At 42.3% G+C, this 22330-nt stretch carries 23 protein-coding genes; 12 read left to right on the top strand and 11 right to left on the bottom strand.

Going from position 1 to position 22330, the window contains the following annotated elements; all coding sequences use genetic code 11:
• Positions 1–3 precede the first annotated feature (3 nt).
• From I588_RS07555 to I588_RS07535, 5 genes are all read left to right on the top strand, one after another.
• Positions 4–1095 (top strand): S-methyl thiohydantoin desulfurase family protein, encoded by a 1092-nt coding sequence (locus tag I588_RS07555; protein WP_010755641.1) that lies wholly within the window; start codon positions 4–6, stop codon positions 1093–1095.
• A complete protein-coding gene (locus I588_RS07550) occupies positions 1088–2629 on the top strand; it encodes a hydantoinase/oxoprolinase family protein (protein WP_010755642.1) in 1542 nt (513 codons plus the stop codon). The genes I588_RS07555 and I588_RS07550 overlap by 8 nt, the downstream gene beginning before the upstream one ends.
• A gap of 232 nt (positions 2630–2861) precedes the next feature.
• Entirely contained in the window at positions 2862–3101 is a 240-nt protein-coding gene (locus tag I588_RS07545; RefSeq protein WP_010755643.1) for a type II toxin-antitoxin system RelB/DinJ family antitoxin, read from the top strand.
• Between the two features lie 120 nt (positions 3102–3221).
• Positions 3222–3407: a type II toxin-antitoxin system HicA family toxin gene (locus I588_RS07540; protein WP_010755644.1), complete on the top strand. Its 186-nt coding sequence runs from the start codon at positions 3222–3224 to the stop codon at positions 3405–3407.
• Positions 3408–3467: 60 nt separating this feature from the next.
• Positions 3468–3854, top strand: a complete 387-nt coding sequence (locus tag I588_RS07535; RefSeq protein ID WP_010755645.1) for a type II toxin-antitoxin system HicB family antitoxin — start codon at positions 3468–3470, stop codon at positions 3852–3854.
• 58 nt (positions 3855–3912) lie between these two features.
• Here the strand turns inward: I588_RS07535 and I588_RS07530 are convergent, their stop codons facing one another.
• Complete coding sequence (locus tag I588_RS07530) at positions 3913–5376, bottom strand: amidase (protein WP_010755646.1); 1464 nt, start codon at positions 5374–5376, stop codon at positions 3913–3915.
• Positions 5377–5554: 178 nt separating this feature from the next.
• On the opposite strand from I588_RS07530, the gene I588_RS07525 reads away from it, so the two are divergent.
• Genes I588_RS07525 through I588_RS07500 form a run of 6 tightly spaced genes read left to right on the top strand, consistent with a single transcriptional unit; the run spans position 5555 to position 10993 of the window.
• A complete protein-coding gene (locus tag I588_RS07525; protein WP_010755647.1) occupies positions 5555–5704 on the top strand; it encodes a teichoic acid D-Ala incorporation-associated protein DltX in 150 nt (49 codons plus the stop codon).
• 14 nt (positions 5705–5718) lie between these two features.
• On the top strand, positions 5719–7200 hold the full coding sequence (dltA, locus tag I588_RS07520) for a D-alanine--poly(phosphoribitol) ligase subunit DltA (protein WP_010755648.1): 1482 nt from the start codon (positions 5719–5721) through the stop codon (positions 7198–7200).
• Positions 7197–8405: a D-alanyl-lipoteichoic acid biosynthesis protein DltB gene (dltB, locus tag I588_RS07515; protein WP_010755649.1), complete on the top strand. Its 1209-nt coding sequence runs from the start codon at positions 7197–7199 to the stop codon at positions 8403–8405. Before dltA ends, dltB begins: the two co-directional genes overlap by 4 nt.
• Before the next feature lie 19 nt (positions 8406–8424).
• Positions 8425–8655, top strand: a complete 231-nt coding sequence (dltC, locus tag I588_RS07510) for a D-alanine--poly(phosphoribitol) ligase subunit DltC (protein WP_010755650.1) — start codon at positions 8425–8427, stop codon at positions 8653–8655.
• On the top strand, positions 8655–9923 hold the full coding sequence (dltD, locus tag I588_RS07505; RefSeq protein ID WP_010755651.1) for a D-alanyl-lipoteichoic acid biosynthesis protein DltD: 1269 nt from the start codon (positions 8655–8657) through the stop codon (positions 9921–9923). The genes dltC and dltD overlap by 1 nt, the downstream gene beginning before the upstream one ends.
• 56 nt (positions 9924–9979) lie before the next feature.
• On the top strand, positions 9980–10993 hold the full coding sequence (locus I588_RS07500) for an NAD-dependent epimerase/dehydratase family protein (RefSeq protein WP_010755652.1): 1014 nt from the start codon (positions 9980–9982) through the stop codon (positions 10991–10993).
• Between the two features lie 287 nt (positions 10994–11280).
• Here the strand turns inward: I588_RS07500 and I588_RS28180 are convergent, their stop codons facing one another.
• From I588_RS28180 to I588_RS07455, 10 genes are all read right to left on the bottom strand, one after another.
• On the bottom strand, positions 11281–11361 hold the full coding sequence (locus I588_RS28180) for a putative holin-like toxin (protein WP_425387100.1): 81 nt from the start codon (positions 11359–11361) through the stop codon (positions 11281–11283).
• Positions 11362–11486: 125 nt separating this feature from the next.
• Entirely contained in the window at positions 11487–12143 is a 657-nt protein-coding gene (locus I588_RS26795) for a DUF2922 domain-containing protein (RefSeq protein WP_010755653.1), read from the bottom strand.
• A 34-nt stretch (positions 12144–12177) separates the two neighbouring features.
• The gene (locus I588_RS07490) at positions 12178–12561 is read right to left on the bottom strand and encodes a hypothetical protein (RefSeq protein WP_010755654.1); all 384 of its coding nucleotides are present in this window, start codon (positions 12559–12561) and stop codon (positions 12178–12180) included.
• A 64-nt stretch (positions 12562–12625) separates the two neighbouring features.
• A complete protein-coding gene (locus I588_RS07485; protein ID WP_010755655.1) occupies positions 12626–12844 on the bottom strand; it encodes a DUF2922 family protein in 219 nt (72 codons plus the stop codon).
• Between the two features lie 13 nt (positions 12845–12857).
• On the bottom strand, positions 12858–13064 hold the full coding sequence (locus I588_RS07480; protein WP_010755656.1) for a DUF1659 domain-containing protein: 207 nt from the start codon (positions 13062–13064) through the stop codon (positions 12858–12860).
• A 530-nt stretch (positions 13065–13594) separates the two neighbouring features.
• A complete protein-coding gene (locus I588_RS07475; protein WP_010755657.1) occupies positions 13595–14959 on the bottom strand; it encodes a sensor histidine kinase in 1365 nt (454 codons plus the stop codon).
• Positions 14941–15609: a response regulator transcription factor gene (locus I588_RS07470; protein WP_010755658.1), complete on the bottom strand. Its 669-nt coding sequence runs from the start codon at positions 15607–15609 to the stop codon at positions 14941–14943. The genes I588_RS07475 and I588_RS07470 overlap by 19 nt, the downstream gene beginning before the upstream one ends.
• A 52-nt stretch (positions 15610–15661) precedes the next feature.
• Positions 15662–16384 (bottom strand): lantibiotic immunity ABC transporter MutG family permease subunit, encoded by a 723-nt coding sequence (locus tag I588_RS07465; protein ID WP_010755659.1) that lies wholly within the window; start codon positions 16382–16384, stop codon positions 15662–15664.
• A gap of 2 nt (positions 16385–16386) precedes the next feature.
• A complete protein-coding gene (locus I588_RS07460) occupies positions 16387–17112 on the bottom strand; it encodes a lantibiotic immunity ABC transporter MutE/EpiE family permease subunit (RefSeq protein WP_010755660.1) in 726 nt (241 codons plus the stop codon).
• Between the two features lies 1 nt (position 17113).
• On the bottom strand, positions 17114–17827 hold the full coding sequence (locus tag I588_RS07455; protein WP_010755661.1) for a lantibiotic protection ABC transporter ATP-binding protein: 714 nt from the start codon (positions 17825–17827) through the stop codon (positions 17114–17116).
• A 740-nt stretch (positions 17828–18567) separates the two neighbouring features.
• On the opposite strand from I588_RS07455, the gene I588_RS07450 reads away from it, so the two are divergent.
• On the top strand, positions 18568–22299 hold the full coding sequence (locus I588_RS07450) for a homing endonuclease associated repeat-containing protein (protein ID WP_010755662.1): 3732 nt from the start codon (positions 18568–18570) through the stop codon (positions 22297–22299).
• Positions 22300–22330 lie beyond the last annotated feature (31 nt).

The following is a 22330-nucleotide window of genomic DNA, read 5'->3' as shown; positions in this document are numbered from 1 at the left end:
CTAATGGAATGGATCACAGTAGATGATTTAAACGATATTGCTACAGGCGCAACCCTGTTAGGAACTGGCGGTGGAGGCGATCCCTTCGTCGGTAAATTAATGGCTCTCCAAGCACTGCAAAAATATGGACCAGTTAAGGTTTTAAGCGTTGATGAGCTAGATGATAAAGCTATGGTGATGCCTGTCGGTGCGATTGGCGCACCCTCAGTTTCTAATGAAAAAATTGCGGCAGAAGAAGAACTTTTTGCTCCAGTAGAAGCATTAAAAGACTTCTTTCAAGAAAAGACCCAAGCAATCATGCCGATTGAAATTGGCGGAGGAAATTCGATGCTGCCAATTGCCTGTGCTGCCAAAATGGGCCTGCCGATTGTTGATGCAGACGCCATGGGACGGGCCTTCCCCGAATCGCAAATGGTGACCTTTTTCTTAAAGGGCTATCAGCCAGAAGTAGTAGCAATGGCCGACAGTCAAGGCAATCGAATTATTTATTATCCAAAGGACGGCGAATGGTCAGAAAAAATCGCTCGCTCCATCACAGATGTTATGGGTGGAAATGCCAATATGGTGGATAATGTGTTTCCAGGAGAAATCGTCAAGGAATGTGCTATCCGCGGGACACTAAGCCTAGCTAAAGAAATCGGGGCAACCTTGTCCCGTTTAACTGACTCGGCTTCACCAGTGGCTAGTTTACTGAATAAACTAAAGGGTTATTCATTATTTGAAGGTAAGATCAATCACATTGAACGCAACGTAGAGGGCGGCTTCACTCGGGGCCGTACTACCTTATCTGGAATTAACCAAAATAAAGGTGAAGAGCTGGAAGTCCTTTTTCAAAATGAACTGCTTTTAGCGAAAAAGAATGGGGAAGTAGTAGCTTCTACTCCAGACTTGATCTGCGCTCTGGACCATGAAACAGGCCGACCGATCACTACAGAGACTTTACGCTATGGCGCTCGCATCCACATGATCGCCTTACCTTGTGATCCCAAATGGCGTACCGAAAAAGGCATTGAGGTGGCTGGACCGAAATATTTCGGCTACGACATCGATTATGTGCCGGTAGAGAAATTGATGGGGGAAAAAGTACATGTATAGATTAGGCATCGACGTTGGCGGAACCAATACAGACTGCGCGATTTTAGACGAACAGCTGCACTGCATCGGGAAAATTAAAAGCCCGACCATGGAAGATGTGAGCCAAGGCATCGACTTAGCCATCCAAAAAGTACTGCAGGAAACCAATATTCCTGCTGAAAAAATCAAGGTTGTCATGCTAGGAACAACGCACTGTACCAATGCCATTGTCCAACGCAAAGAGCTAAGTAAAGTGGGGATTCTGCGCCTAGCAAAACCAGCCACTACCTCGGTAGAGCCGATGATCGGCTGGCCAGAGGATTTAGCCGAGAAAATGGACTGTCAATCCTTTATTGTATCTGGCGGCTATGAATACAATGGCGATAAAATCGCTGAAATTGATGAAGCTGAAATCCGTCAGGTTTGTCAAAAGCTAAAAGGTAAGGTTGAAGCAGTCGCTGTAGTTGGCGTTTTTTCACCCGTCAACAACCAACAGGAACGTGAAGTCGCTAAAATAGTAGCAGAAGAGCTGGATGTCCCAGTGACTCTTTCTGGTGAAATCGGTTCAGTCGGATTGTTGGAAAGAGAAAACGCCAGTATTCTAAATGCAGCATTAACCAAGACAATTGTTGAGATGGTTCAAGGACTTCAGCAGGCACTAACCAAAAATCAGATCTCTGCGGATGTATATATCTGTCAAAATGATGGGACACTAATGAATTTAACTAAAGCATTGAGTTATCCCGTGTTAACTATCGGTTGCGGCCCGACTAACTCGATTCGTGGAGCTGCTCATTTAAGCGGCTTGAAGGATGCATTGGTGGTGGACGTTGGCGGTACGACTACGGATATTGGTGTTTTGAAGAAAGGCTTCCCTCGTGAATCTTCCTTAGCGACGGTAATCGGTGGCATTCGAACCAATTTTAGAATGCCCGATGTTTTGTCAATTGGTCTTGGTGGCGGAACGATCGTCACTCAAGAGGATGAAATCAAAGTAGGACCTGAAAGTTTAGGGTACCGTATTTTAGAAGAAAGCTTAGCCTTTGGCGGCAGTACGTTGTGTGCGACTGACATTGCTATTGCCAATCGCGAAAATCATGAAATAGCTGGTATTCAGGCACCTAGCCTAGACGAAGCGTTAGTGACGGGTGCTAAAGCAAAAATCAAGGACTTGATTGAAGATGCTATCGATCAAATGAAAACCGATAGTGGTGAAGTTCCAGTTATTCTTGTGGGGGGCGGCAGCATTATTTTACCAAAGGAAATGAGTGGTGTCTCCGAAGTGATTATTCCGGAAAATTATGATGCAGCCAATGCAATTGGGGCTGCTTTAGGAGAAGTTTCTGGTGAAGTAAATTCTGTCTATTCATTGGAAGGAACCACTCAAGAGGCGGTAGTAGCTCAAGCGCTTCAAACAGCCGAAGCTGCGGCAATAGAATCTGGTGCCAAGCAAGAAGCTCTAGCAACTATTTCTATCGAAGTTATTCCATTGGCTTATCTACCGAAGCAAGCAGTGAATATCAAAGCAAAGGTTGCGGGGAAACTTGTTTTCTAGCGAGACAAAGACAAGACCGCATTGAGCTCAAATTAACAACTTATAGTAGTAAGAGAAAACACCAAAATGGCGAAAAAGCTCGTCCATTTTGGTGTTTTCTCTTTGTAATAAGCTTATACACGAGATATTTAGGCCTGCAATGAAAGGAATTTATGTGTAAAGGATATAAAAAGTAATACAACAGGTGTATAAATGGTGTGTAAAAGACGTCTTGATTTGAAAGGAGAACACGATGAAGACAAAAGAAAGGTTAAATATTAATTTAGACAAAGAACTAAAAGAAGAAACAGCAAAAGTTCTTGAAGAATTAGGCTTAGACTACACGACTGCCATTACCATGTATTTCAAGCAAATTGTCAACAAGAAAAAAATTCCTTTTGAAATATCCACTAAGAAATATTACTCAGTCGAAGAAGTATTTGGCGAAAGCTGGAGAGATAAAGTAGCGGAGCTTGAAGATGAGTGGGGATGAATGACGTAATTAAATTAACGGAGGTTTTAAAGGAAGATAAGTCAGGATTAAGAAATAGGCATACTTTCGTTTTACACGTGTTATTATACGTGCTATACTGTAGATAGAGAGGAATAGAGTGTGAAAGCAAAAGAAATGATCAAACTGCTTGAATCTGATGGCTGGTACGAGAAGAATCAAAAAGGAAGTCATAGACATTTTCTTCATCCAACAAAAAAGGGAAAAGTTACAGTACCTGAACATGGTAGTAAAGATATCCCAAAAGGAACTGCGAATAACATCTTAAGCCAAGCAGGTTTAAGATGAAAAATGTTCGCTTTCTTGAACACCTGTGTCACTATTTTCTACTAGAAAGGGGTCAATACTATGTATATTTACTATGCTTTATTTAACTTGGCTGATGATGGAATTAATATAGAATTTCCAGGATTAGATGGTGCTTTTACTTTCGGATCGGATATGCACGATGCTTTATATATGGCTAAAGATCTATTAGCGGGTTGGCTGATCAACGCAGAGGATGATGGAGAAACAATCCCTGAACCGTTGCAGCCAGTTGAAATTTCAGTTCCAAAGGGAGACTTATTGATTCCAATTGAAGTGAATACAGATATTTATCGACTAAAGTTTGATAACCAAGCAGTTAAGAAGACTCTGACTATTCCGCGCTATCTCGATGCACTTGGTAAAGAAGAGAACATTAATTTCTCTTTAGTTCTAACGGAAGCACTAAAAGAAAAGTTGGGCGTTTAACTAAATGTTCAAACGAAGCCGTGACTGTCAGTCACGGCTTTTTTACAACTTCAACTATTTAATTATCCCGATAAGCCTCCGGTAAAATAAAGCAGCCCTGCTCCTCAAGCTGTTGACCAATCGCCAATAATAAGTCCTCGCGACCTTTAGAAGCCATAAACTGAATCCCTAGTGGCAAGCCTTCTGCCGTTAAATGAGCAGGTAAACTAATCGCTGGCTGTCCAGTCAAATTCGCCAACTGGGTAAAAGGTGTCAATGTCAGGCTCTTTTCAAACATTTCATAAACAAGACTTGCTAATTTTTCTTCGGACAGACTTTCCGCATTCATCAATCGTTCGCGGATATTGTCGCTCTGTAATTCCTCGTCAATTCTCGGCGCTGGAAAAGCAGTGGTTGGTGTTAAGAATAGATCATACTGAGTAAATAGCTGCTCCATCGCAGCAGCGGCTCGATCCCATAAGTTTAAAGCATTCACGTAGTTCTTTACTGGTGTCTTTTCACCATATTGATAAATGCCCCAGGTCAGCAACTCCATATCGTTAATTGTTAATGGTCTGCCTAGCCGTTGTTGAATGCCATCAAACATCGCAGAAGTCTCAGCGGCGTTCATGGAATAATAGCTTCGAATCAATTGTTGACCATCCACTGGCCAAGCAATTTCCGTGACCTCATGACCTAATTCTATCAGCTGTTTCAAGCTGTTCTGCACAGCCTTCACCGCTTCATCCGACACGCTGCTGCCAATTGGCGAATCCGTTAGATATGCAATCTTTAATGACTTAGGAGTTGTGTGGGATTGCCACTCATCCATTGGTGGATGATAGGGCGCAGCCTTCTCATTTCCTCGTAAAGCATAAAATAATTTTTTCGTATCCCGCATAGAAACGGTCAAAGCAAAATCAATCGATGCGCCCTGCCAGCCACGCCAGCCGCCTGGTCCGCTAGGCATTGCTCCGCGAGTGGGCTTCAATCCGATTAATCCGCAGAAAGAAGCCGGAATTCGAATCGAGCCACCTCCATCACTGGCACCGGCAATCGGAACAATGCCACTAGCTACCGCTGCCGCTGCACCGCCACTGGAGCCACCAGGTGAATGTTCGGTATTCCACGGATTGCGAGCTGGTCCGTAGAGCACTGGATCTGTGATATTTTTAAAACCAAATTCTGGGGCATTGGTTTTGCCAGCTGGAATAAAGCCTAGTTCTTCAATTTTTTCGGTGAAGTTGGAGGTTTTATGAGCGCGTATCTCCGCCAACAACCGGGAGCCATTGGTTGATTTCCAGCCCGCTTTGTCTTGACCGCCCAACATTTTTAACGGAAAGGGAACACCTGCAAAAGGTGCATCTTCAGCAATTGCAAAATCAGCTACTTGCTGTTGCATCAGTTCTTCTCCAGACCATTCCACCCAAGCATTCAAGGCAGAATTTTCCTGCTTTATCCGCTGGCTTAATGCTTGATAATATTCGGCTAAACTGATTTCTTTTTGCTTAAATTGTTCACTCCAATAAGTAGCATCCTTCATCCTATCACTCCTGGTTCTCTAGTTTATTCTCTATAATTATAACAAAAAGAGTTTTTGATCGCTGAAACAGCTCCACATTGGTTAATGTGACAAAACTGTTCGCTGAATACAAGGCCAATAAATGGTCTTTTCTTGCCAAACTGACTATAATGGGTTCGAAAGTAAGGGAGGCATACCAATGCGAGAAATCCTACAACGGCCGTCAGTCAAGTATTGGCTGGGCTTTGTCGGCAAAACCATCTTTTATTTTGCCATTATTTTATTTTTGATTTACCTATACCATTACAAGAGCATTCATGGTGGTAATTTCATTTACAACGAGTTTTAAGGAGGGCAGCAGCTATGACAATTATTGAACAAATTGAACAATGGGCGCAAAAAGATCCTGACCGCTTGGCCTACCAATCTGAGTCTGAATCTTTCACCTATCAAACTTTACAAGAACAATCTCAACAGCTGGCCTATTACTTGCAGGATAATGTACCAGCTAAAGCACCGATTGTCGTATTTGGTGAATTGGAATTTGAAATGCTGGTAGGCTTTTTAGCCGCTGCAAAATCGGGTCATGCGTATATTCCCATCGAGTCCACTACACCGATTGATCGCATTCAATTAATCTTAGAAGTAGCAAAACCGGCATTAATAGTAAGTGTCAGTCAATGGCCATCAGGTGTAGAAACGGACATTCCTGTCTTGCCCTTCGTAGAAATGAAAGAAGAGATGAAAAGCTGCTCACCGGTTTCATTACAACCAGTAGCAGGAGACGAGAATTACTACATCATCTTTACTTCAGGAACCACTGGTGTTCCTAAAGGGGTTCAGATCAGCCACGACAATCTGATCAGCTTTGTCAGCTGGGACTTGGCAGATTTTGGGATTAAAGAAGGCATGCGTTTTTTGTCTCAAGCACCGTATTCCTTTGATCTATCAGTCATGAGTATCTATCCAGCATTGTGCAGTGGCGGAACCCTAGTACCGATGGAAAAACAAATCATTAATGATTTCAAAACGTTGTTTGCCTTTTTGCCTACTTTATCTTTAGATGTCTGGGTATCCACTCCTTCATTTATGGATATTTGTTTAATGGAAAAGAAGTTCGATGGAGAACATATTCCATCCTTAAAAATATTCCAGTTTTGTGGCGAAGAACTGCCGCGGAAAACAGCCCAAGAATTATTACGGCGCTTCCCCGACGCTAAGGTTTTCAATACCTACGGACCCACTGAAGCAACGGTGGCTATCTCTGGGGTGGAAGTAACCTCTGATTTGTTGGAAAAGTTCGATCGAGTGCCAATTGGCTACGTAAAAGCTGATACTGAAGTTCGGTTGACTGAAGACAATGAGCTGCTGATCAAAGGCCCCAGTGTTTCCAAGGGTTACATGAACAACCCTGAGAAAACTGAAGCTGCGTTCTTCACCGAAGAGGGTATCCGGGTTTATCGTACAGGTGATGCGATTCATATCACTGAGGATGGCTTGCTTTTATATGAAGGTCGAATTGATTTTCAAGTGAAGCTTCATGGGTATCGGATCGAATTGGAAGATATTGATCATCATTTAGAACAAGTTTCTTATGTACAACAGGCAGTTGTTGTGCCAAAGTACCAGCAGCATAAGGTCCAACAGCTGGTAGCATATGTCGTTGCAACAGACAATTCCTTTGAGAAAGCTTTTCAGCTAACCAAGGCTATTAAAGAAGAATTAGCAGATAGTGTGATGGACTACATGATACCTCAACGCTTTGTCTATGTGGAGCAGCTGCCTCGCACTGCTAATGGCAAGCTGGATCGTAAAGGATTGATTGCTGAGGTGAATCAATCATGATATTGCCACATATGAATCCGTACGCTGCACCTAGCTATTTCGTGTATCTAGTGATTGCATTGCTGCCGATTATCATAGCATTGCTTTGGAAGGGCAAACGGTTGCCAATCTATCAATCCATCGTAACGCTGCTATTTCTCTATATTTCCTTTGGTGGAGCAGATGCTAACCAAGGTTTGGCCTTAATAGCATACGTCATTTATCAAAGCTTGTTAGTTTGGCTGTATCATCGGTATCGTACAAAGCAAAATAAAACAGGTGTTTTTTATACAGCGGTATTTTTAAGTATTTTGCCACTCATCTTAGTTAAGATTACGCCGTTTTTGGAAAATGGAAATGCTTCGATTGTCGGTTTTTTAGGAATTTCTTACCTAACCTTCAAGTCGGTACAGATGATCATGGAAATGCGGGACGGTATGATCAAGGAATATAGTCCGCTGCATTACATCCAGTTCTTGCTGTTCTTTCCTACGATTTCGTCTGGTCCAATTGACCGGTATCGTCGATTCACCAAAGATTTGGAAGAACCGCCGACACCAGATAAATACGTCGATCTGTTGGGAGACGGAGTTAAGAATATTTTCTTAGGCTTCCTTTACAAGTTCATTATTGGCTATTATTTCGGGCAAGTATGGCTGCCAATTGCTGATCATCTTGCCATGCGGCATGGTGGATTCTCATGGGCCTTGGTTGCTTACATGTACATTTACAGCATGTACTTGTTCTTCGATTTTGCTGGGTACAGTCTCTTTGCAATCGGGACTAGTAAACTGATGGGCTTTGAAACACCACCGAACTTTAATAAGCCATTTCTGTCTTGGAATATTAAGGAATTCTGGAATCGCTGGCACATGACCTTGTCCTTCTGGTTCCGTGATTATATTTATATGCGTTTAATGTTCACCCTGCTGAAAAAGAAAACCTTTAAGAGTCGTATTGTGGCTTCAAACGTAGGTTACTTTGCCCTGTTTATGATCATGGGCGTTTGGCATGGGCTGACCTGGTATTATCTGCTTTACGGTTTTTATCATGCAACGCTGATTTGTTTAACCGATGTTTGGTTGAGATTTAAGAAGAAGCATAAAGAGCTGCCTTCTAATCGTTTGACTCATGCCTTGGCAGTATTTTTAACGTTCAACGCTGTATGTTTTAGCTTCCTGATTTTCTCAGGATTTCTCGATAAGCTATTGTTTCACCACCTATAATTAGAAGGAGCGATTTATCATGGAAGAAAGTATTTTTAACATTTTAGAAGAAATAACTGGTACCGACGAAGTAAGGGCAAATCCTGATGTGGATTTATTTGACGAAGGTTTGATGGATTCACTAGCAACTGTTCAGTTGTTAGTGGAATTAGAAGGACAACTGGATGTCCAAGTCCCTGTTTCAGAGTTTGACCGCGACCAATGGAACACCCCTAATAAAATTATTGCCCAAGTAAAGGCATTGCAATAATGAAAAAAAAGCTGTTCGGCATCTTCGGACCGATCCTGCTTGCCGCGGTTTTGTTGCTGCTGCTGTTCTTTTCTCCAGTGAGAAAAAATACGAGTGATCCGGCATTGCTGAAAGAAGCATCCAGCTCAATGTCAGGAAATGTCTTGCGGGGCAACGATATAAAAAGAGGCGCGATCCGAACCGGACAATACGTACCGTTTTTCGGTTCATCAGAATTAAGCCGTATCAGTCCGTTCCATCCTTCGGTCCTAGCTGAAAAGTACCATCGAGGCTATACACCGTTTCTAATGGGCGCACCCGGTACGCAATCACTGACCCAATTTATGATGATGCAATCTTTGGGCAGTGAAATAAAAGATAAGAAAGCTGTCTTTGTCATTTCACCCCAATGGTTCGTCAAAGATGGTATCAATCGAGATTATTTCGATGCCTACTATTCACCAGAACAAACCTTAAATTGGGTGCTGGATTTGAAAAAAGTTGAAGCAAGTGACCAATATTTAGCTGGCCGTTTGTTAAGCTACGGTGTTGTGAATAAAGATGATCGCTTAGCTCGCATGCTGGATAATATCAAGGAAGGTAAGCTGCCAGATAAAGAAGACTTGCGCATCAGCCAGTTGAAATACAACATGCTTAGTCGTGAAGATGAATTATTTAGTACGATTGGTATGCGCTCGAAGCAAGAGTCGATTGATAAGAGTACCAAAGCATTGCCTGATAAGTATGACCTTGCAACACTGGATCAACTAGCCGATCAAATTGGACGCAAAGCAACCAGAGGGAATAACTTTGAAATCCAACACCACTTCTTCAAGCAACGGATTCAACCGCAATTGAAGCAAATGGAAGGCTCACAAAAGAATTGGGATTATCGCTATTCTACTGAATTTTCTGACTTTCAGTTAGCCTTAGATCAATTAGCCAAAGAGCATACGGATTGTCTATTCATTATTCCGCCAGTCAATGGCCGTTGGGCTGCCTATACTGGATTGTCACAGCCAATGCTGGAACAATTTGCTCACAAAATTAAGTACCAATTGAATTCTCAAGGCTTCAATAATGTTGTGGACATGACAGATAAAGCGAATGTTCCTTATTTTATGCAGGACACGATTCATTTAGGCTGGAAGGGCTGGCTGACAGCCGATCAGTCGATCCAACCATTTTTGGAAAACAAACAACCAGTAGAGGTAAACTACCAAATCAATAATAAAAAATTCTTGAGTACCGAATGGCAAAAGACCGATCCTAACAAGTTGCCAGAGTAAATAGATGACTTACCACTAAACCTATGTTATTCTGCTTTGGCGAGGAGGCATTCGCTATGAATAAAACGGTATTAGTTACTGGTGGTAATGGATATTTAGCGCTGCATATCATCTATCAACTACTGCAACAGGATTACAAGGTTCGAACAACTGTCCGCTCATTAAAAAGCGCTGATCATATAAAGGAAACACTGCGTGCGAACGGGATTACCGACCTTAGCAAGCTGACCTTCGTGGAAGCTGATTTGTTGAAGGATGAAGGTTGGGATCAGGCGGTTGAAAATCAAGAGTATGTGTTGAACGTTGCGTATCCTTCTGAGGTATCATTTGAAGATAGAAACGAAATAAATCCCCCAGTCGTTCAAGGAGTTCGACGCGTTTTGACAGCTGCTAGTAGAGCAGGTGTCAAACGGATAATCCTGACCTCTAGCTTTAATACAATAGCTTCCAGAAGCTTGGAAAAGAGCAAGGTATTTACTGAACAGGATTGGGCAGAGGAAAACCAACCAGGACTCTCTTACTACGATAAGTTTAAGCTTTTGGCAGAAAAAGCAGCTTGGGAATTTATCGAAAATGATCCTAGTGGCATGGAGCTTGTGACAGTCAATCCAGTAGCAATTCTCGGTCCTCCGCTGGATGGCTATAAATCAGGAAGTTTTAGTATGCTGAAAATGGTCTTCGTAAAAGGATTTCCCGATCTACCTTTGAATATAGTTGATGTAAGAGATTTGGCAGATATCCATATTCGTGCAATGATTACTCCAGAAGCCAAAAATCAACGCTTTATTGCTGCTACGGGCAAGATTACGATGTGGAAGATTGAAAAGCTACTCCGTAAAGAACGTCCAGAAATGGCAGCCCAATTGGCCGCTAGAGAGATTCCTCAAAGGGTATTAGATGTTGCCGCCGTGTTTAAGGATCCTGCTAAATTGGAAATCCTTCTGCCGAATCTGAACCATACTATCAGTAATCAAAAGGCTAAAGATATACTCGCTTGGCGGCCATTATTCACGAAAGAACAGACTGTTTTGGACTCGATTGATGGTATGGTGAGAGATGGTGCGCTTTAATTTGCCATTTTCACTTAGAGTAAGAGCACCGCAAGAAATAATAGGCATGCACAGAAGTGGTTAAACAGTTGGGACCAGACTGTTTAACCACTTTTTTACAATTGGAAAGCTTCTCAGAGTGAAAAAACGTGAAGTTGACTTTTAGTATGTATCCTACTTCTCCTCAAAATATCCATCAGTGTTAATACTATTCGATTTTCAAGGACCAAATCCTCTACTCAGATCAGAGGTGCCGCGCGCTGGCACCTCAATAGCACTGTTTAAGACAGTGACTGTGAGAGTAGAAACTATTTCTTCTGGTGTCGATCAAGGGTAATGATCAAGGTGGCAAAGGCAATTGCCAATGTCAACGCCTGATACACAGTCATGGCGGGTGTTCCTTTCCTAGGATGAACATAGCAGCATCACTCCTTTCTTAGAGTTCAGCCACCGCCAGAAACACTGCTAAATGCGGCATCACCCCCTTTACGACAGCTCAGATTAGGGAGAAGACTTAGCGTTTTTTCTTCGTCTTCTTTTTCTTCTTGGCTTCATGAAAGGCTCGAACACGATCGATCTGAGCCTTCCTTGGATTGACCGGCTTAACTGGGACTTCGGGTTCTTCTGATTTAGCGGCTTCAAGCAGCTGCTTAGCCGAATCATTTGGCAGCTTCTTCGCTTTCATTTCTTCAGGAACAGCCGCTGTTGGAACAGAGACTTTTGCCGGACTAGCGGCTGGAACGGTTTTCTTTACATCTGCCTCTAATTTTTCTTCTATTGAAACAGAAATGACTGGTTTTTGTTCTGCGGGTTTAACTGCTTCTACTGGTTTTACAGTCTTTTCTTCCTTCACTTCAGTAACTTCTTCAGAGACTTGGGCTACTTCTTCAGTAATAAATTGTGGTGCGAATATATTAGTAGGATCTGCTACATAAGCCTGTGGGTCTGGTTTTGATAAATCGAACAACGGTGTTTCAATTGTTTCGACGAATTTAGCAGAAACCACCTTTTGGAATTGCTTCACATTGTCTTTCTCAAATAATTTTAGGGTGGTTAAGGTTTCTAAGGAAGTACGAATTTCCTCAGGTGTTAGGTTTGGGTTGGGTTCATTGTAGGACCAAGGATGTCTTTTCCCCAGTTCATCTTCAAATGACGCTTTTAGTTTTAACATACATATCTCTCCTCGTTTTTATTTTTTATCTTATTCAGGAGCTTTCCGCTGCAGTCGGAACGGCTCCAGGCATAGCGGCTTCAGTGACTTCAACTAATTCAGTGGCGACAGGTTCAGTGGGGAAACACCGAGCAGACAGCTTTTTCCACTCATCCTGGGTGAAATAGTCCGCAAAGAAAAAGAAATAGCGGCGAAGGGCTCGGTTAATCGTAGCCTTGGCAAACAAATGCCGTACCAATTCTTTCATGAATAAATTAAAGCTCGTATCCCCTAGCTGATAGCGGACTTTTGCGGCTAATAATACTTGAATCGTTGTCCCGCTGTCTTGTGTTTGTTGATAAAACGTTAGAATCGCTTCCTCCAATTTTTCTTTTTTTGAATGAAACAGCTGATGAGGGGTAAAGGGCTGCTCTGACATCGATTTTCCTCCTTAAGCTCCCGCAGGACTCAGACTGCGGGGGCTATTTTTTTGATTTTAGTGACTAAAAAATAGTTGTTTCTTGGGTGGTGATAAATTCAGCGCTTTGCAACGCCGCAAACTGACGAATGCCATGCTTTTGAAATAGGTTCAGCTGGGTCATTCGTTCCAGCGTTGCTTTGATTTCTTCTGGTGTCTTGTCGGTGTTGGGTGACTCATAACTCCAGACTTGATTTTTTCCATTCTCCGTTTGGAAGACAGCAACTAATTTTGTTGTGGGCATAGGCTCCTCCTTTTTAATGGGTCACACGGGTTTGATTGGTGACAATCACACTATCCAATGAGCTGCCATCAGGTGCCAGATCCGCCATCACTTCACCTAAAGCTAAGATGTCGGCTTCCGCTGGATTATTGACGATATTGCTGAAATTCACTTTCTTTTGTTTGTCTTCGCCCGCTTGTTCGATTTGGACTTGTAATTTGGTTCCTAGAAGTTGGATCATTTTTCGTTCCTCCTGTGTTGTTGTTTTATTTTTCGATTTTATTTCCCGGCCGGTGACTAAACAATAAATAATTTTTCAAAAAAAAGCTATAGGAACCAGAGAGCAAAAATAGGGATTAAACGGCCTTTTGAAAAAACTAAAACCTTGATATAATAGGCTTTTGATTTTTTAGCAAGCAAAAAAAGGGCCTCTAGTACCAGAAAAGTTTTTTTAAGCCGGGTTTATCCTTTTTACAAAAAAAGTCAGATAAAGGCTGATATAACAATAAAGGTGTGGATTGAGCAGAATCTTGTGGAATTAAAAAATAACAGAGTTAGAGAAGGAAAGGAGCAAACAAATAGGCAGCTTCGCCTGGGAAAAGGGAAGCTACCTATAGTTTTAAGTTATTTATTCTTGATCAATCAGAGAAGTTGTTGCTTTAGAGGGAATGGTTTATGAGTCACATAATATAATCACCAAAATTCAATAGTTACTTTGCAGCAAATCTAGCTAAACAGAAAATTTGAGTACAGAATTATCGGGAAAAAATATTATGAAGTACTTAAGGAATTCACAATCACCAACTCAACTTTTCCACCAACTTCAGTATTACTCAACACCAATCGGCCGCCATGCAACTGGGCGGCTTTTTCGGCGATGGCTAGGCCAATGCCGTAATTGCTGTCTGGTGTCCTGCTTTTATCCTGCTGCCAAAACATTTCTGTGGCATGTTGTAAGGCTTCGTTGCTAAAGCCTGGTCCACGATCCACAAAAATGAAGTGGGTTTCGGTTTCTGTTTGGGTTACTTGAATTGTTACAGTACCTGAATCAGTAAAGCGAACAGCGTTTTCGCCGATACTGATAAGTGCCCGTGTCAGCATGTATTCTGAGCCGACAACGTTCTGTAAGTTTTGAGTATAGTGATAGTCTAAGTTGATTCCCTTAGCTAGAGCTAAGGGAGCAAGAGCTTCATCCAATTCATGAAGCAAGAAATTAATCGATAAGGGTGTTTTATCTTCACTAACTACTTCGAAATTAGATAATTGCTGGAGAGCACCTACATATTGCTTAGCTTTGGTTCCAGAGTGATAGATTGCTTGCACTAAGCTTCGCTGCTCTTCATCTAAATCATCTTCTAATAAAAGTTCAGCGTTGCCATTAACCACAGTTAAGGGAGTTTTGATGTCGTGGGTCAAGGCAGCAATTTCCTGTTTTCGTTGCTGCTGAGCTTCCCATTGCTGGAGCAGTGAAATCTTTAAAGCCTCTCGCATGTCCTCCATTGATTGCAAGGTCTGATTGAATTCACGTATACCTGCAGCTGTGGAGATGGGCTCTTCAAGGTTTTGTTCAGTAATCTGCTGACTGGCAGCAGTTACCAGGACCAGCTTTTCTCGTAGTTTCTGACTAATTCTGCGAGTGTATATCAGAAAGAAGAGGATCAGCATTAGCCCAGTTCCAATCATAAAAATTAGTTCAGCACTTGGTAAAAGGCGGTGTAGGGTTTCGTTAGTAAATTGCGCGTTATATTTCCAAGTCAACAGGCAGCGACTGCCATCGTCAAATTGGATATAAGCACCAGTTGAATAGGTAAGACTATCTGAAGCGTATTTATCGATTTCCTTGGTTAGTTTATCGCCACTTAAAGAGGATGAAATTACCTGATTATGTTGGTCAAAATAAATAAAATCATAATAGCTTGGTTGTAAGTCATCAGGAAATTTATTCATTTGTTTTAACCGTTCAATTTCTGATCGGGCAGCAGTCTCTCCAGCATTGGCTGGGGCAATGAAGCCGGACTGAATCAACAATTGAAAGAAAAGCAAGGCGGCTGCAAGAATGACAAAGACTCCTAAAAAGGCTACCAATAAAATCCTGGTGATATAACCAGTTAAACTAATTATTTTTTTCGTTGCCATCGGTAGCCGATCCCCCAAACTGTCTCAATTGGCTCTAATCCAAGCTTTTTTAATTTAGCACGGATATTTTTGATATGCTCCACGATGGCACTCTCATCGGATTCTCCTTCATAGCCAAAAACAGCCTCGTATAATTGCCTTTTAGAAAATACCTGACCGACATGCTCCATCAGGTGGGCGCAAATACCGTATTCTGATTTGGTAAAGCTAACAGGTGTTTCGTTATATAAAATTTGTTTGCTGGTTAAATTCAATACTAAGTCATCTACGCGTAATACATGAGTATGAGTCCGTGATTCTCGTCTAAGATGTGCAGCTACTCGAGCTCTCAACTCTGCTACGGTAAAGGGTTTTTGAATATAGTCGTCAGCACCAATACCTAGGCCATGGACCAAATCGTTTTCTGCTGTTCGAGCAGTTACGAAAAGAATGGGGCAGTCCACCAGCTGGCGAATTCGCTGGCAATAGGTAAAGCCGTCTTCTTCCGGCATCATAACATCTAATAAGATTAACTCAGCAAAGGCGGCCTTTGCTGAAGTAATTTCTTTAGTTGAGGTGAAGGTAGTAACCTGATGCCCCTCTCTTTCCAAGGCAGTTTTGATAAAATTCAAAATCTCGCGATCATCATCAATTGCTAAAATCTGTGCCATCTGTGCACCTCCTGCTTAAGTATATTTTGAACTCTGCTGTGGGACAAGTGGGCTAGTCCTCATTTTTACGACCTTCCCAAGTTTGAAACCAGTGGAAAAGAAAAATCAGCATCAATAAAGTACCAATTCCTACTGCTGCAAAGCCTAGTTTTGTTGCTGATTGAGAAGTCGCTACTAGAGGAACCAGTCGAATTCCCCAAGCACAAGGGAAGAAAAACCAAATCGTTTCACCCAGCCCAGTAAGTAAAAGAGCAGCCAGCAGCAGTTCAACAGCCGCAATTGCAAAGCTGCTATTCCGGCCAAAGCGTAAGCCGATCCAAGTGTGAAAGGAGTATTGAAACAGCGCACAGCCCCAGATCACTAAAGCTAAGAGCAAACAGGTGCTTAACGGCAGAGAGTAATCGACAAACAGCAGGCTCACTATATAGTGATACCCAATCACTACCAATAAACAAGCGAATAGACCGGAACCGATCAGAACCATCAGCTTGGAAGCTAATGTATGGCTGCGTGAAGTAGTATTTAGTAGAAAGAAACCACCGCCGGCCTCGATTTCCTGATCAGTTATCAGTGTACACATCCAAGCAGCGATTAAAGGGTAGATTAAAGTCAACAGCTGATAATAATTAATGGTTAATGCTTCTGCGGGATATTGGGTCATTAGTTGATAACTGATGAAAATGACTAGACCTAGTAAAGGAATCACGAGATGCAGAAGGAAAAAAGGGGTACGACTTAATTTGAGTTGGTCCGCTTTTAATTGCTGCTTTAACATAGTTACTTCCTCCTTTGACTGAACCATTTGGTTGTTAATAAATACAGTAGCACGAATAGGATGGTGGTAATGGCTATTCCTGGTAAAATTACGCTAGAGTCATGTAAGGGACTAGCGGTATCCATCGGTACACCATTTGGATTGATTTTGATCAACGCAGCCATTAGTCGAGCTGGAATAGCAAAAGGAATGAACCAAAGGGAACCACCAGCAATATTTTGAGTGGAAAACCCGATGTTTAAAATTAAAATACTCAAAAAGGTAACGATTGAATTGAATTGCGCGGCTAGAAACATGCCCAATGGAATTTGCCAAAGCCAAGTAATTGTTAAAACTAAGCCAGCTACTAAGCCGCGCCATACAGGATATTGAGCATCGAACAGCGAGCCGGAAAGTGTAGTCAGACCAAAGACAACACTGTTTGCCAAGAGTACATAGAAACAACCGGTCCAGATTTTCGCCTGCCAAACTTTTGCTTGGGCAAGCGGTAGGATGGAGGTATTGAAAAAATCTAAGCGTTTATCAGGATTAATTATATTGATACAAACTAGGGCAGCCACAGTAGGCAGCAGCATCATATACCACCAGTTATAAGCTCCTATTTGGGTGAGTTGACCACCCATTAAAAAAATGGCCATCAAAGACACAAGAAGCGGAAATAGGATGAGGCTTTTACGTCCAAAACTGCGACGTCCTTTAATGAATTCTCCTTGAATCAGTTTATTCATATTAACCAACCCCCAGCTCACGATGAGATCGAGCAACATCCATGAATAAATTCTCCAAAGCAGCACTACTTTTTGGCAAGACTCCTTGGTAGCCCAAGCGCCCATTAGCAATGATCCCAATCGTATCCACAGTGCTTTCCACCTCGGATAAAATATGACTGGAAAAAATCACTGTAATTCCTTTAGCGGGAAAAGAACGGATTAACTCTCGCAAATCTTGAATGCCTAAAGGGTCTAAGCCGTTTGTAGGCTCATCTAAAATCAATAGCTTAGGATGATTTACAAGGGCCAGCGCAATTCCTAAGCGCTGCTTCATCCCCATGGAAAATTGACGGGCCTTTTTCTTTCCAGTATTGGTCAAATCTACTAATTGCAATACTTCATGAATTCGTGACTTAGGCAAGCCTAGAGTGGTAATTCGAACCAGCAAATTCTCATAAGCAGTCAAGTTGCCGTAGAGCGGCGGACTTTCAATCAAGGCTCCGATTTCTGTTAAGTCTTGTCGTTGCCAAGGTTTTCCCTGATAAGTGATCGAGCCAGTAGTTGGCTGCACCACTCCTGCGATCATTTTAAGAACAGTTGATTTTCCAGCGCCATTTGGACCTAAAAGACCGTAAATACTATTTTCTGGAATAGCCAGGGAAAGATCAGCTACAGCTTGCTGGTGATGATAGGTTTTGCTTAGATGTTCAGTGGTTAAAATCATTTTTGTCATGTAAAGTCCTCCTTTGATGGTTTTACTATAATGAAAGAATCTAAGGAAAGTATAAGGAAGAACGATTTTTATTGGAGAAGCTTCTAAAGCTCGTATCAAAGGAATTATACAGACTATAGAAGAACGATTCGATTTTAAATTAGGAAGCTCCTTATTTTTTCAACCAGCTAAGGGCAAACAATTTCTAATTATAGTGGCATTTCTTAATATAATTATTTAGATGAATAAACGATGGAATTTCAGACTAAGCGTGGTGTTCAATTTTCTTTACTAAAGTTGCATGAAAAAAAGAGATCAAAATAATTAAATCAACCTGCTTAATGATTAATAGTCCTGCTAATCCAAACGTTCAAATTGAGTTTGATTTCGAACCTTCATTTGCTCCACTCATTCGAAAAATTATTCAGTTATAAGGGTATAAGCTTTATTGATAAGAGTGAACTAAAATAAGTTAGGAACCCCTTGCGACATTTTTTATATAAGAAAAACAAAAAAGTGAACAGATTGTGTAATTTCCTATTTTATCAAAGAATTCAATGAAGTATAATAGTCCACGTGTTTCAGTTTTTCCTGAGATAAGCAACAGTTTATTTTTAAATGCAGTGTACATAGAATAAGATGAAATCAGCATTTTTGTTGATTAGTGGACAGTAGAGCTAATCAAGCTGGAAAGTCAGCGAGACTAAGTATGGGTAACAACAATTTTCAAGGTAATTTATAAGAGGCAGGGAGCTTGATAGATGAATGAAAACGGAATTGGCTATCGCAAAAATATCAGCAATGAAGAATTGATTGCCTTAATCCAGCATAAAGCCGCCGAATTAGGTCGGTCGCCTGCACTTAGAGATGTTGAGGTGGCCGCAGCAGCAACAGCCACTAGACGCTTTGGCAGTTGGAACAACTTTCTTATCAGTGCTGGACTAGAAATCAATAGTCAGGGGAATGCTCCGATGAGTGATGAAGAAGCAATCCGATTGATTCAAGCCAAAGCCGCCGAGCTGGGACGGACACCTGAAAGGTCTGAGTTTACTCAGGCAAGAACGGTGATTAAAAAATATGGCGGCTGGAAAAAATTTTTGAAGGCTGCGGGACTAAAACCACCAAAAAGAAAAAAATGTAAGTTCATCAGTGATGAACGGCTGATCGAGCTGGTGCACGCCCGAGCGGCTGAATTGGGCCGAACACCTAAAAAAAATGAGTTTGTTCAAGGGACAACAGCTGCAAGCAGATATGGTAGTTGGGCCGCCTTTTTACTAGCGGCAAATCTAGAACCAGCCAAAGTGAAAAAAAGCAGAGACAAAATGCCAAAAAAACAATTCAGCGATGAACGGTTAATCGAGTTAGTGCACGCCCGAGCGGCTGAATTGGGCCGAACGCCTAAAAGATATGAGTTTGTTCAGGGAGCAACAGCTGCAAGCAGATATGGTAGTTGGGCCGCCTTTTTGCTAGCGGCAAATCTAGAACCAGTCAAAATGGGGTCTAATGGACATACAGTGCCAGGAAAACGGTTCAGTGATGAACGGTTAATCGAGTTAGTCCAAGCTCGAGCGGCTGAATTAGGCCGAACGCCTAAAAGATATGAGTTTGCTCAGGGGGCAACGGTCACAAAAAGGTATGGGAACTGGCAAAGCTTTTTAGCTAGCGCCGGTCTGGAAATGGAGGAGCGTAAAAAAAGTCAGAGAGCACTGAGTAATAAACAGCTGATAGAATTGGTTCAAGCGCAAGCCGCCGAATTGGGTCGACCTCCTCAAAAATACGAGTTTACTCAGAATAAGCAGGCTTGTGATCGCTTTGGAGGTTGGCAAAACTTTTTGTTCCGTGCGGGTTTAACAAGTGAGAAGCCTAAAAAGTATCAGAAATTAATCAGTGATAGGCAGCTGATAAAGGCAGTGCGCACGCAAGCGGCTGAATTAGGGCGTACCCCGAAGAGAAAAGAGTTTAAACACGGAGATCAGGCGGTCGCTAGATATGGTAACTGGACCGAATTTTTACTGGAAGCGAAAGTGAATCCTGATAAATTTATTCGGGTCAGTGACGAAAGACTAGTTGAATTGATTCGGACCAAAACGGTGGAATTAGGTCAAGTGCCAGATTGGGAAGAAGATCCCTATTGTAAACTAGCGGTTAAGCGCTATGGCAGTTGGCAAAACTTCTTAAAAGCGGCAGAGCGGATGCCAGCTGCAGAGATGAAAAGTATTCTTAAACTTAGTAATAACCAGATGTTTCGATTGATCAAAGCCCAGGCGGAGGAATTGGGACGAACACCGACCATTATTGAGTTTGAATACGCAGAGCTGGCGAAAGACAGATTTCACAGCTGGGAAAGGTTTCTAAAAATTGTCGGCTTGGAGCCAGAAGAGCCACCGATAGAAATAACTAAAGAAATAACTAAAGAAAGAACCATAAAAAGAGCCAAAATCAGCAATGAGCAATTGCTTGAGCGGGTTCAAGAGCAAGCAGCAGAGTTAGGTCGAACACCGACCATAAGAGAGTTTAAACATGCTCGATTAGCAATCGCCCGATTTAAAAGATGGACCGCTTTTATACAGCTTGCAGGACTAGAGCCTGCAACGACTGTGAAAACAGGTTTTCGCTTCAGCAATGAACAGTTGATTGAGCAGATTCAAGCACAAGCCGCCGAATTGGGACGAACACCCTTAAAAAAAGAGTTTCCGCGTGGTCAATTAGCAACTAGACGATTCGGGACTTGGAGCGCCTTTGTCCAAAGTGCAAACCTAGAACTTGTAAAAACTGTGGAACCGCCAAAAGCAGTTTCTCGAATCAGCAATGAGCAGCTGATTGAGCAGGTTCAAGCTCAAGCAGTCGAATTAGGTCGAACACCGACAAAAAAAGAGTTTTCTCATGGTCAAACAGCAGCCAGACGATTTGGAAGCTGGAGCGTCTTTATCGAAAGAGCGGATCTGGAGCCTGCCAAGCGGATAAATCCGGATGTCAAACTCAGCAACGAACAGTTGATTGAGCAGGTTCAAGCCCGAGCCATCGAATTAGGCCGAACACCGCTAATAAGAGAGTTTAAACATGCTCGATTAGCAATCTCCCGATTTAAAAGATGGACCGCTTTTATACAGCTTGCAGGTCTAGAGCCTCCAACGACTGTGAAAACAGGTTCTCGCTTCAGCAATGAGCAGTTGATTGAGCAGATTCAAGCGCAAGCTGCCGCATTGGGACGAACACCTATAAAAAAAGAGTTCCCGCGTGGTCAATTAGCAATTAGACGATTTGGAACTTGGTCCGCCTTTATCCAAAGTGCAAACCTAGAACCTGCAAAACGGCAAAAACCAGCTCTTCGAATCAGCACTGAAGAGATGATTGAGGAAGTTCGAGCGCAAGCTGCCGAATTAGGTCGAACACCGGAGAAAAAGGAATTTCGTCATAGCCAAGCAGTAGTCAAGCAATTTGGAAGCTGGCGCGACTTTATCGAAAGAGCGGGTCTGGAGCCTGCCAAGCCGATAAAATCGGATGTCAAACTCAGCAACGAAGAGTTGATTGAGCGGGTCCAAGCCCAAGCCATCGAATTGGGCCGAACACCGATAGCAAAAGAGTTCCCGCGTGGTCAATTAGCAATTAGACGATTTGGAACTTGGAACGCCTTTATCCAAAGTGCAAACCTAGAACCTGCAAAACCGCAAAAACCGGCACCTCGAATCAGCACTGAAGAGATGATTGAGAAAGTTCGAGCGCAAGCAGCCGAATTAGGCCGAACACCGATAATAAAAGAGTTTCAACATGGTGGATTAGCAGTCAGTCGATTTGGAAGCTGGACCGCTTTCCTAAGCCATGCTGGCTTGAAAAAGGCCGGCAAGTATAAAACAGAAAATAGCAACAAACAGCTACTTGAATTGGTTAAGCAAAGAGCTCATCAATTAGGTCGAGCACCGATAAAAACAGAGTTTCCGTGTGCTCAAATAGCAATCAGTCGATTTGGAGGTTGGCGCGCTTTTATCGAAAGAGCGGGTCTGGAGCCAGCAAAACAAATCAGCGATGAACAGTTAATTGAACGTGTTCAAGCTCGGGCCGCTGAATTAGGTCGAGCACCGGTAAGAAAAGAGTTTCCGCGTGCTCAAATAGCTACCGATCGATTTGGAAGTTGGCATGCTTTTATCGAAAGAGCGGGTCTGGAACCAGTAAAAATACGTCCTCGAATCAGCGATGAACAGTTAATTGAACGTGTTCAAGCTCGAGCCGCCGAATTAGGTCGAACACCGACAATAGAAGAGTTTCAACATGCTGCAGTAGCAATGACCAGATTTGGAAAATGGCTAGCTTTTCTAAAACATGCAGGCTTGAAAAGGAAAACAGACATCAGCAACGAAGAGTTGATTGAGCAAGTTCAAGCCCTAGCCGCCGAATTAGGTCGAACCCCAAAAACAAAAGACTTTCAGTATGCTAGTTTAGTCTCCCGACGATTTGGTAAGTGGAATGTCTTCTTAAAAGAAGCTGGGTTGGTTTAACGAAACTATTGAAAAGTTAAATAACAAAATA

This window comes from Enterococcus pallens ATCC BAA-351 (genome assembly GCF_000407485.1).
Lineage (GTDB): Bacteria > Bacillota > Bacilli > Lactobacillales > Enterococcaceae > Enterococcus_A > Enterococcus_A pallens.
This window is presented reverse-complemented; position numbering and strand designations above follow the sequence as displayed.

Bases quoted from the DNA above. Each gene is read 5' to 3' on its own strand.
- I588_RS07475 (WP_010755657.1), bottom strand. From the start codon at position 14,959: ATGGCAACGAAAAAAATAATTAGTTTAACTGGTTATATCACCAGGATT.
- I588_RS07460 (WP_010755660.1), bottom strand. From the start codon at position 17,112: ATGAATAAACTGATTCAAGGAGAATTCATTAAAGGACGTCGCAGTTTT.
- I588_RS28180 (WP_425387100.1), bottom strand. From the start codon at position 11,361: ATGACTGTGTATCAGGCGTTGACATTGGCAATTGCCTTTGCCACCTTG.
- dltD (WP_010755651.1), top strand. From the start codon at position 8,655: ATGAAAAAAAAGCTGTTCGGCATCTTCGGACCGATCCTGCTTGCCGCG.
- I588_RS07500 (WP_010755652.1), top strand. From the start codon at position 9,980: ATGAATAAAACGGTATTAGTTACTGGTGGTAATGGATATTTAGCGCTG.
- dltB (WP_010755649.1), top strand. From the start codon at position 7,197: ATGATATTGCCACATATGAATCCGTACGCTGCACCTAGCTATTTCGTG.
- I588_RS07525 (WP_010755647.1), top strand. From the start codon at position 5,555: ATGCGAGAAATCCTACAACGGCCGTCAGTCAAGTATTGGCTGGGCTTT.
- I588_RS07550 (WP_010755642.1), top strand. From the start codon at position 1,088: ATGTATAGATTAGGCATCGACGTTGGCGGAACCAATACAGACTGCGCG.
- I588_RS26795 (WP_010755653.1), bottom strand. From the start codon at position 12,143: ATGTTAAAACTAAAAGCGTCATTTGAAGATGAACTGGGGAAAAGACAT.
- I588_RS07485 (WP_010755655.1), bottom strand. From the start codon at position 12,844: ATGCCCACAACAAAATTAGTTGCTGTCTTCCAAACGGAGAATGGAAAA.
- I588_RS07530 (WP_010755646.1), bottom strand. From the start codon at position 5,376: ATGAAGGATGCTACTTATTGGAGTGAACAATTTAAGCAAAAAGAAATC.
- I588_RS07455 (WP_010755661.1), bottom strand. From the start codon at position 17,827: ATGACAAAAATGATTTTAACCACTGAACATCTAAGCAAAACCTATCAT.
- I588_RS07450 (WP_010755662.1), top strand. From the start codon at position 18,568: ATGAATGAAAACGGAATTGGCTATCGCAAAAATATCAGCAATGAAGAA.
- dltA (WP_010755648.1), top strand. From the start codon at position 5,719: ATGACAATTATTGAACAAATTGAACAATGGGCGCAAAAAGATCCTGAC.
- I588_RS07555 (WP_010755641.1), top strand. From the start codon at position 4: ATGGAATGGATCACAGTAGATGATTTAAACGATATTGCTACAGGCGCA.
- I588_RS07465 (WP_010755659.1), bottom strand. From the start codon at position 16,384: ATGTTAAAGCAGCAATTAAAAGCGGACCAACTCAAATTAAGTCGTACC.
- I588_RS07535 (WP_010755645.1), top strand. From the start codon at position 3,468: ATGTATATTTACTATGCTTTATTTAACTTGGCTGATGATGGAATTAAT.
- I588_RS07470 (WP_010755658.1), bottom strand. From the start codon at position 15,609: ATGGCACAGATTTTAGCAATTGATGATGATCGCGAGATTTTGAATTTT.
- dltC (WP_010755650.1), top strand. From the start codon at position 8,425: ATGGAAGAAAGTATTTTTAACATTTTAGAAGAAATAACTGGTACCGAC.
- I588_RS07480 (WP_010755656.1), bottom strand. From the start codon at position 13,064: ATGATCCAACTTCTAGGAACCAAATTACAAGTCCAAATCGAACAAGCG.
- I588_RS07545 (WP_010755643.1), top strand. From the start codon at position 2,862: ATGAAGACAAAAGAAAGGTTAAATATTAATTTAGACAAAGAACTAAAA.
- I588_RS07490 (WP_010755654.1), bottom strand. From the start codon at position 12,561: ATGTCAGAGCAGCCCTTTACCCCTCATCAGCTGTTTCATTCAAAAAAA.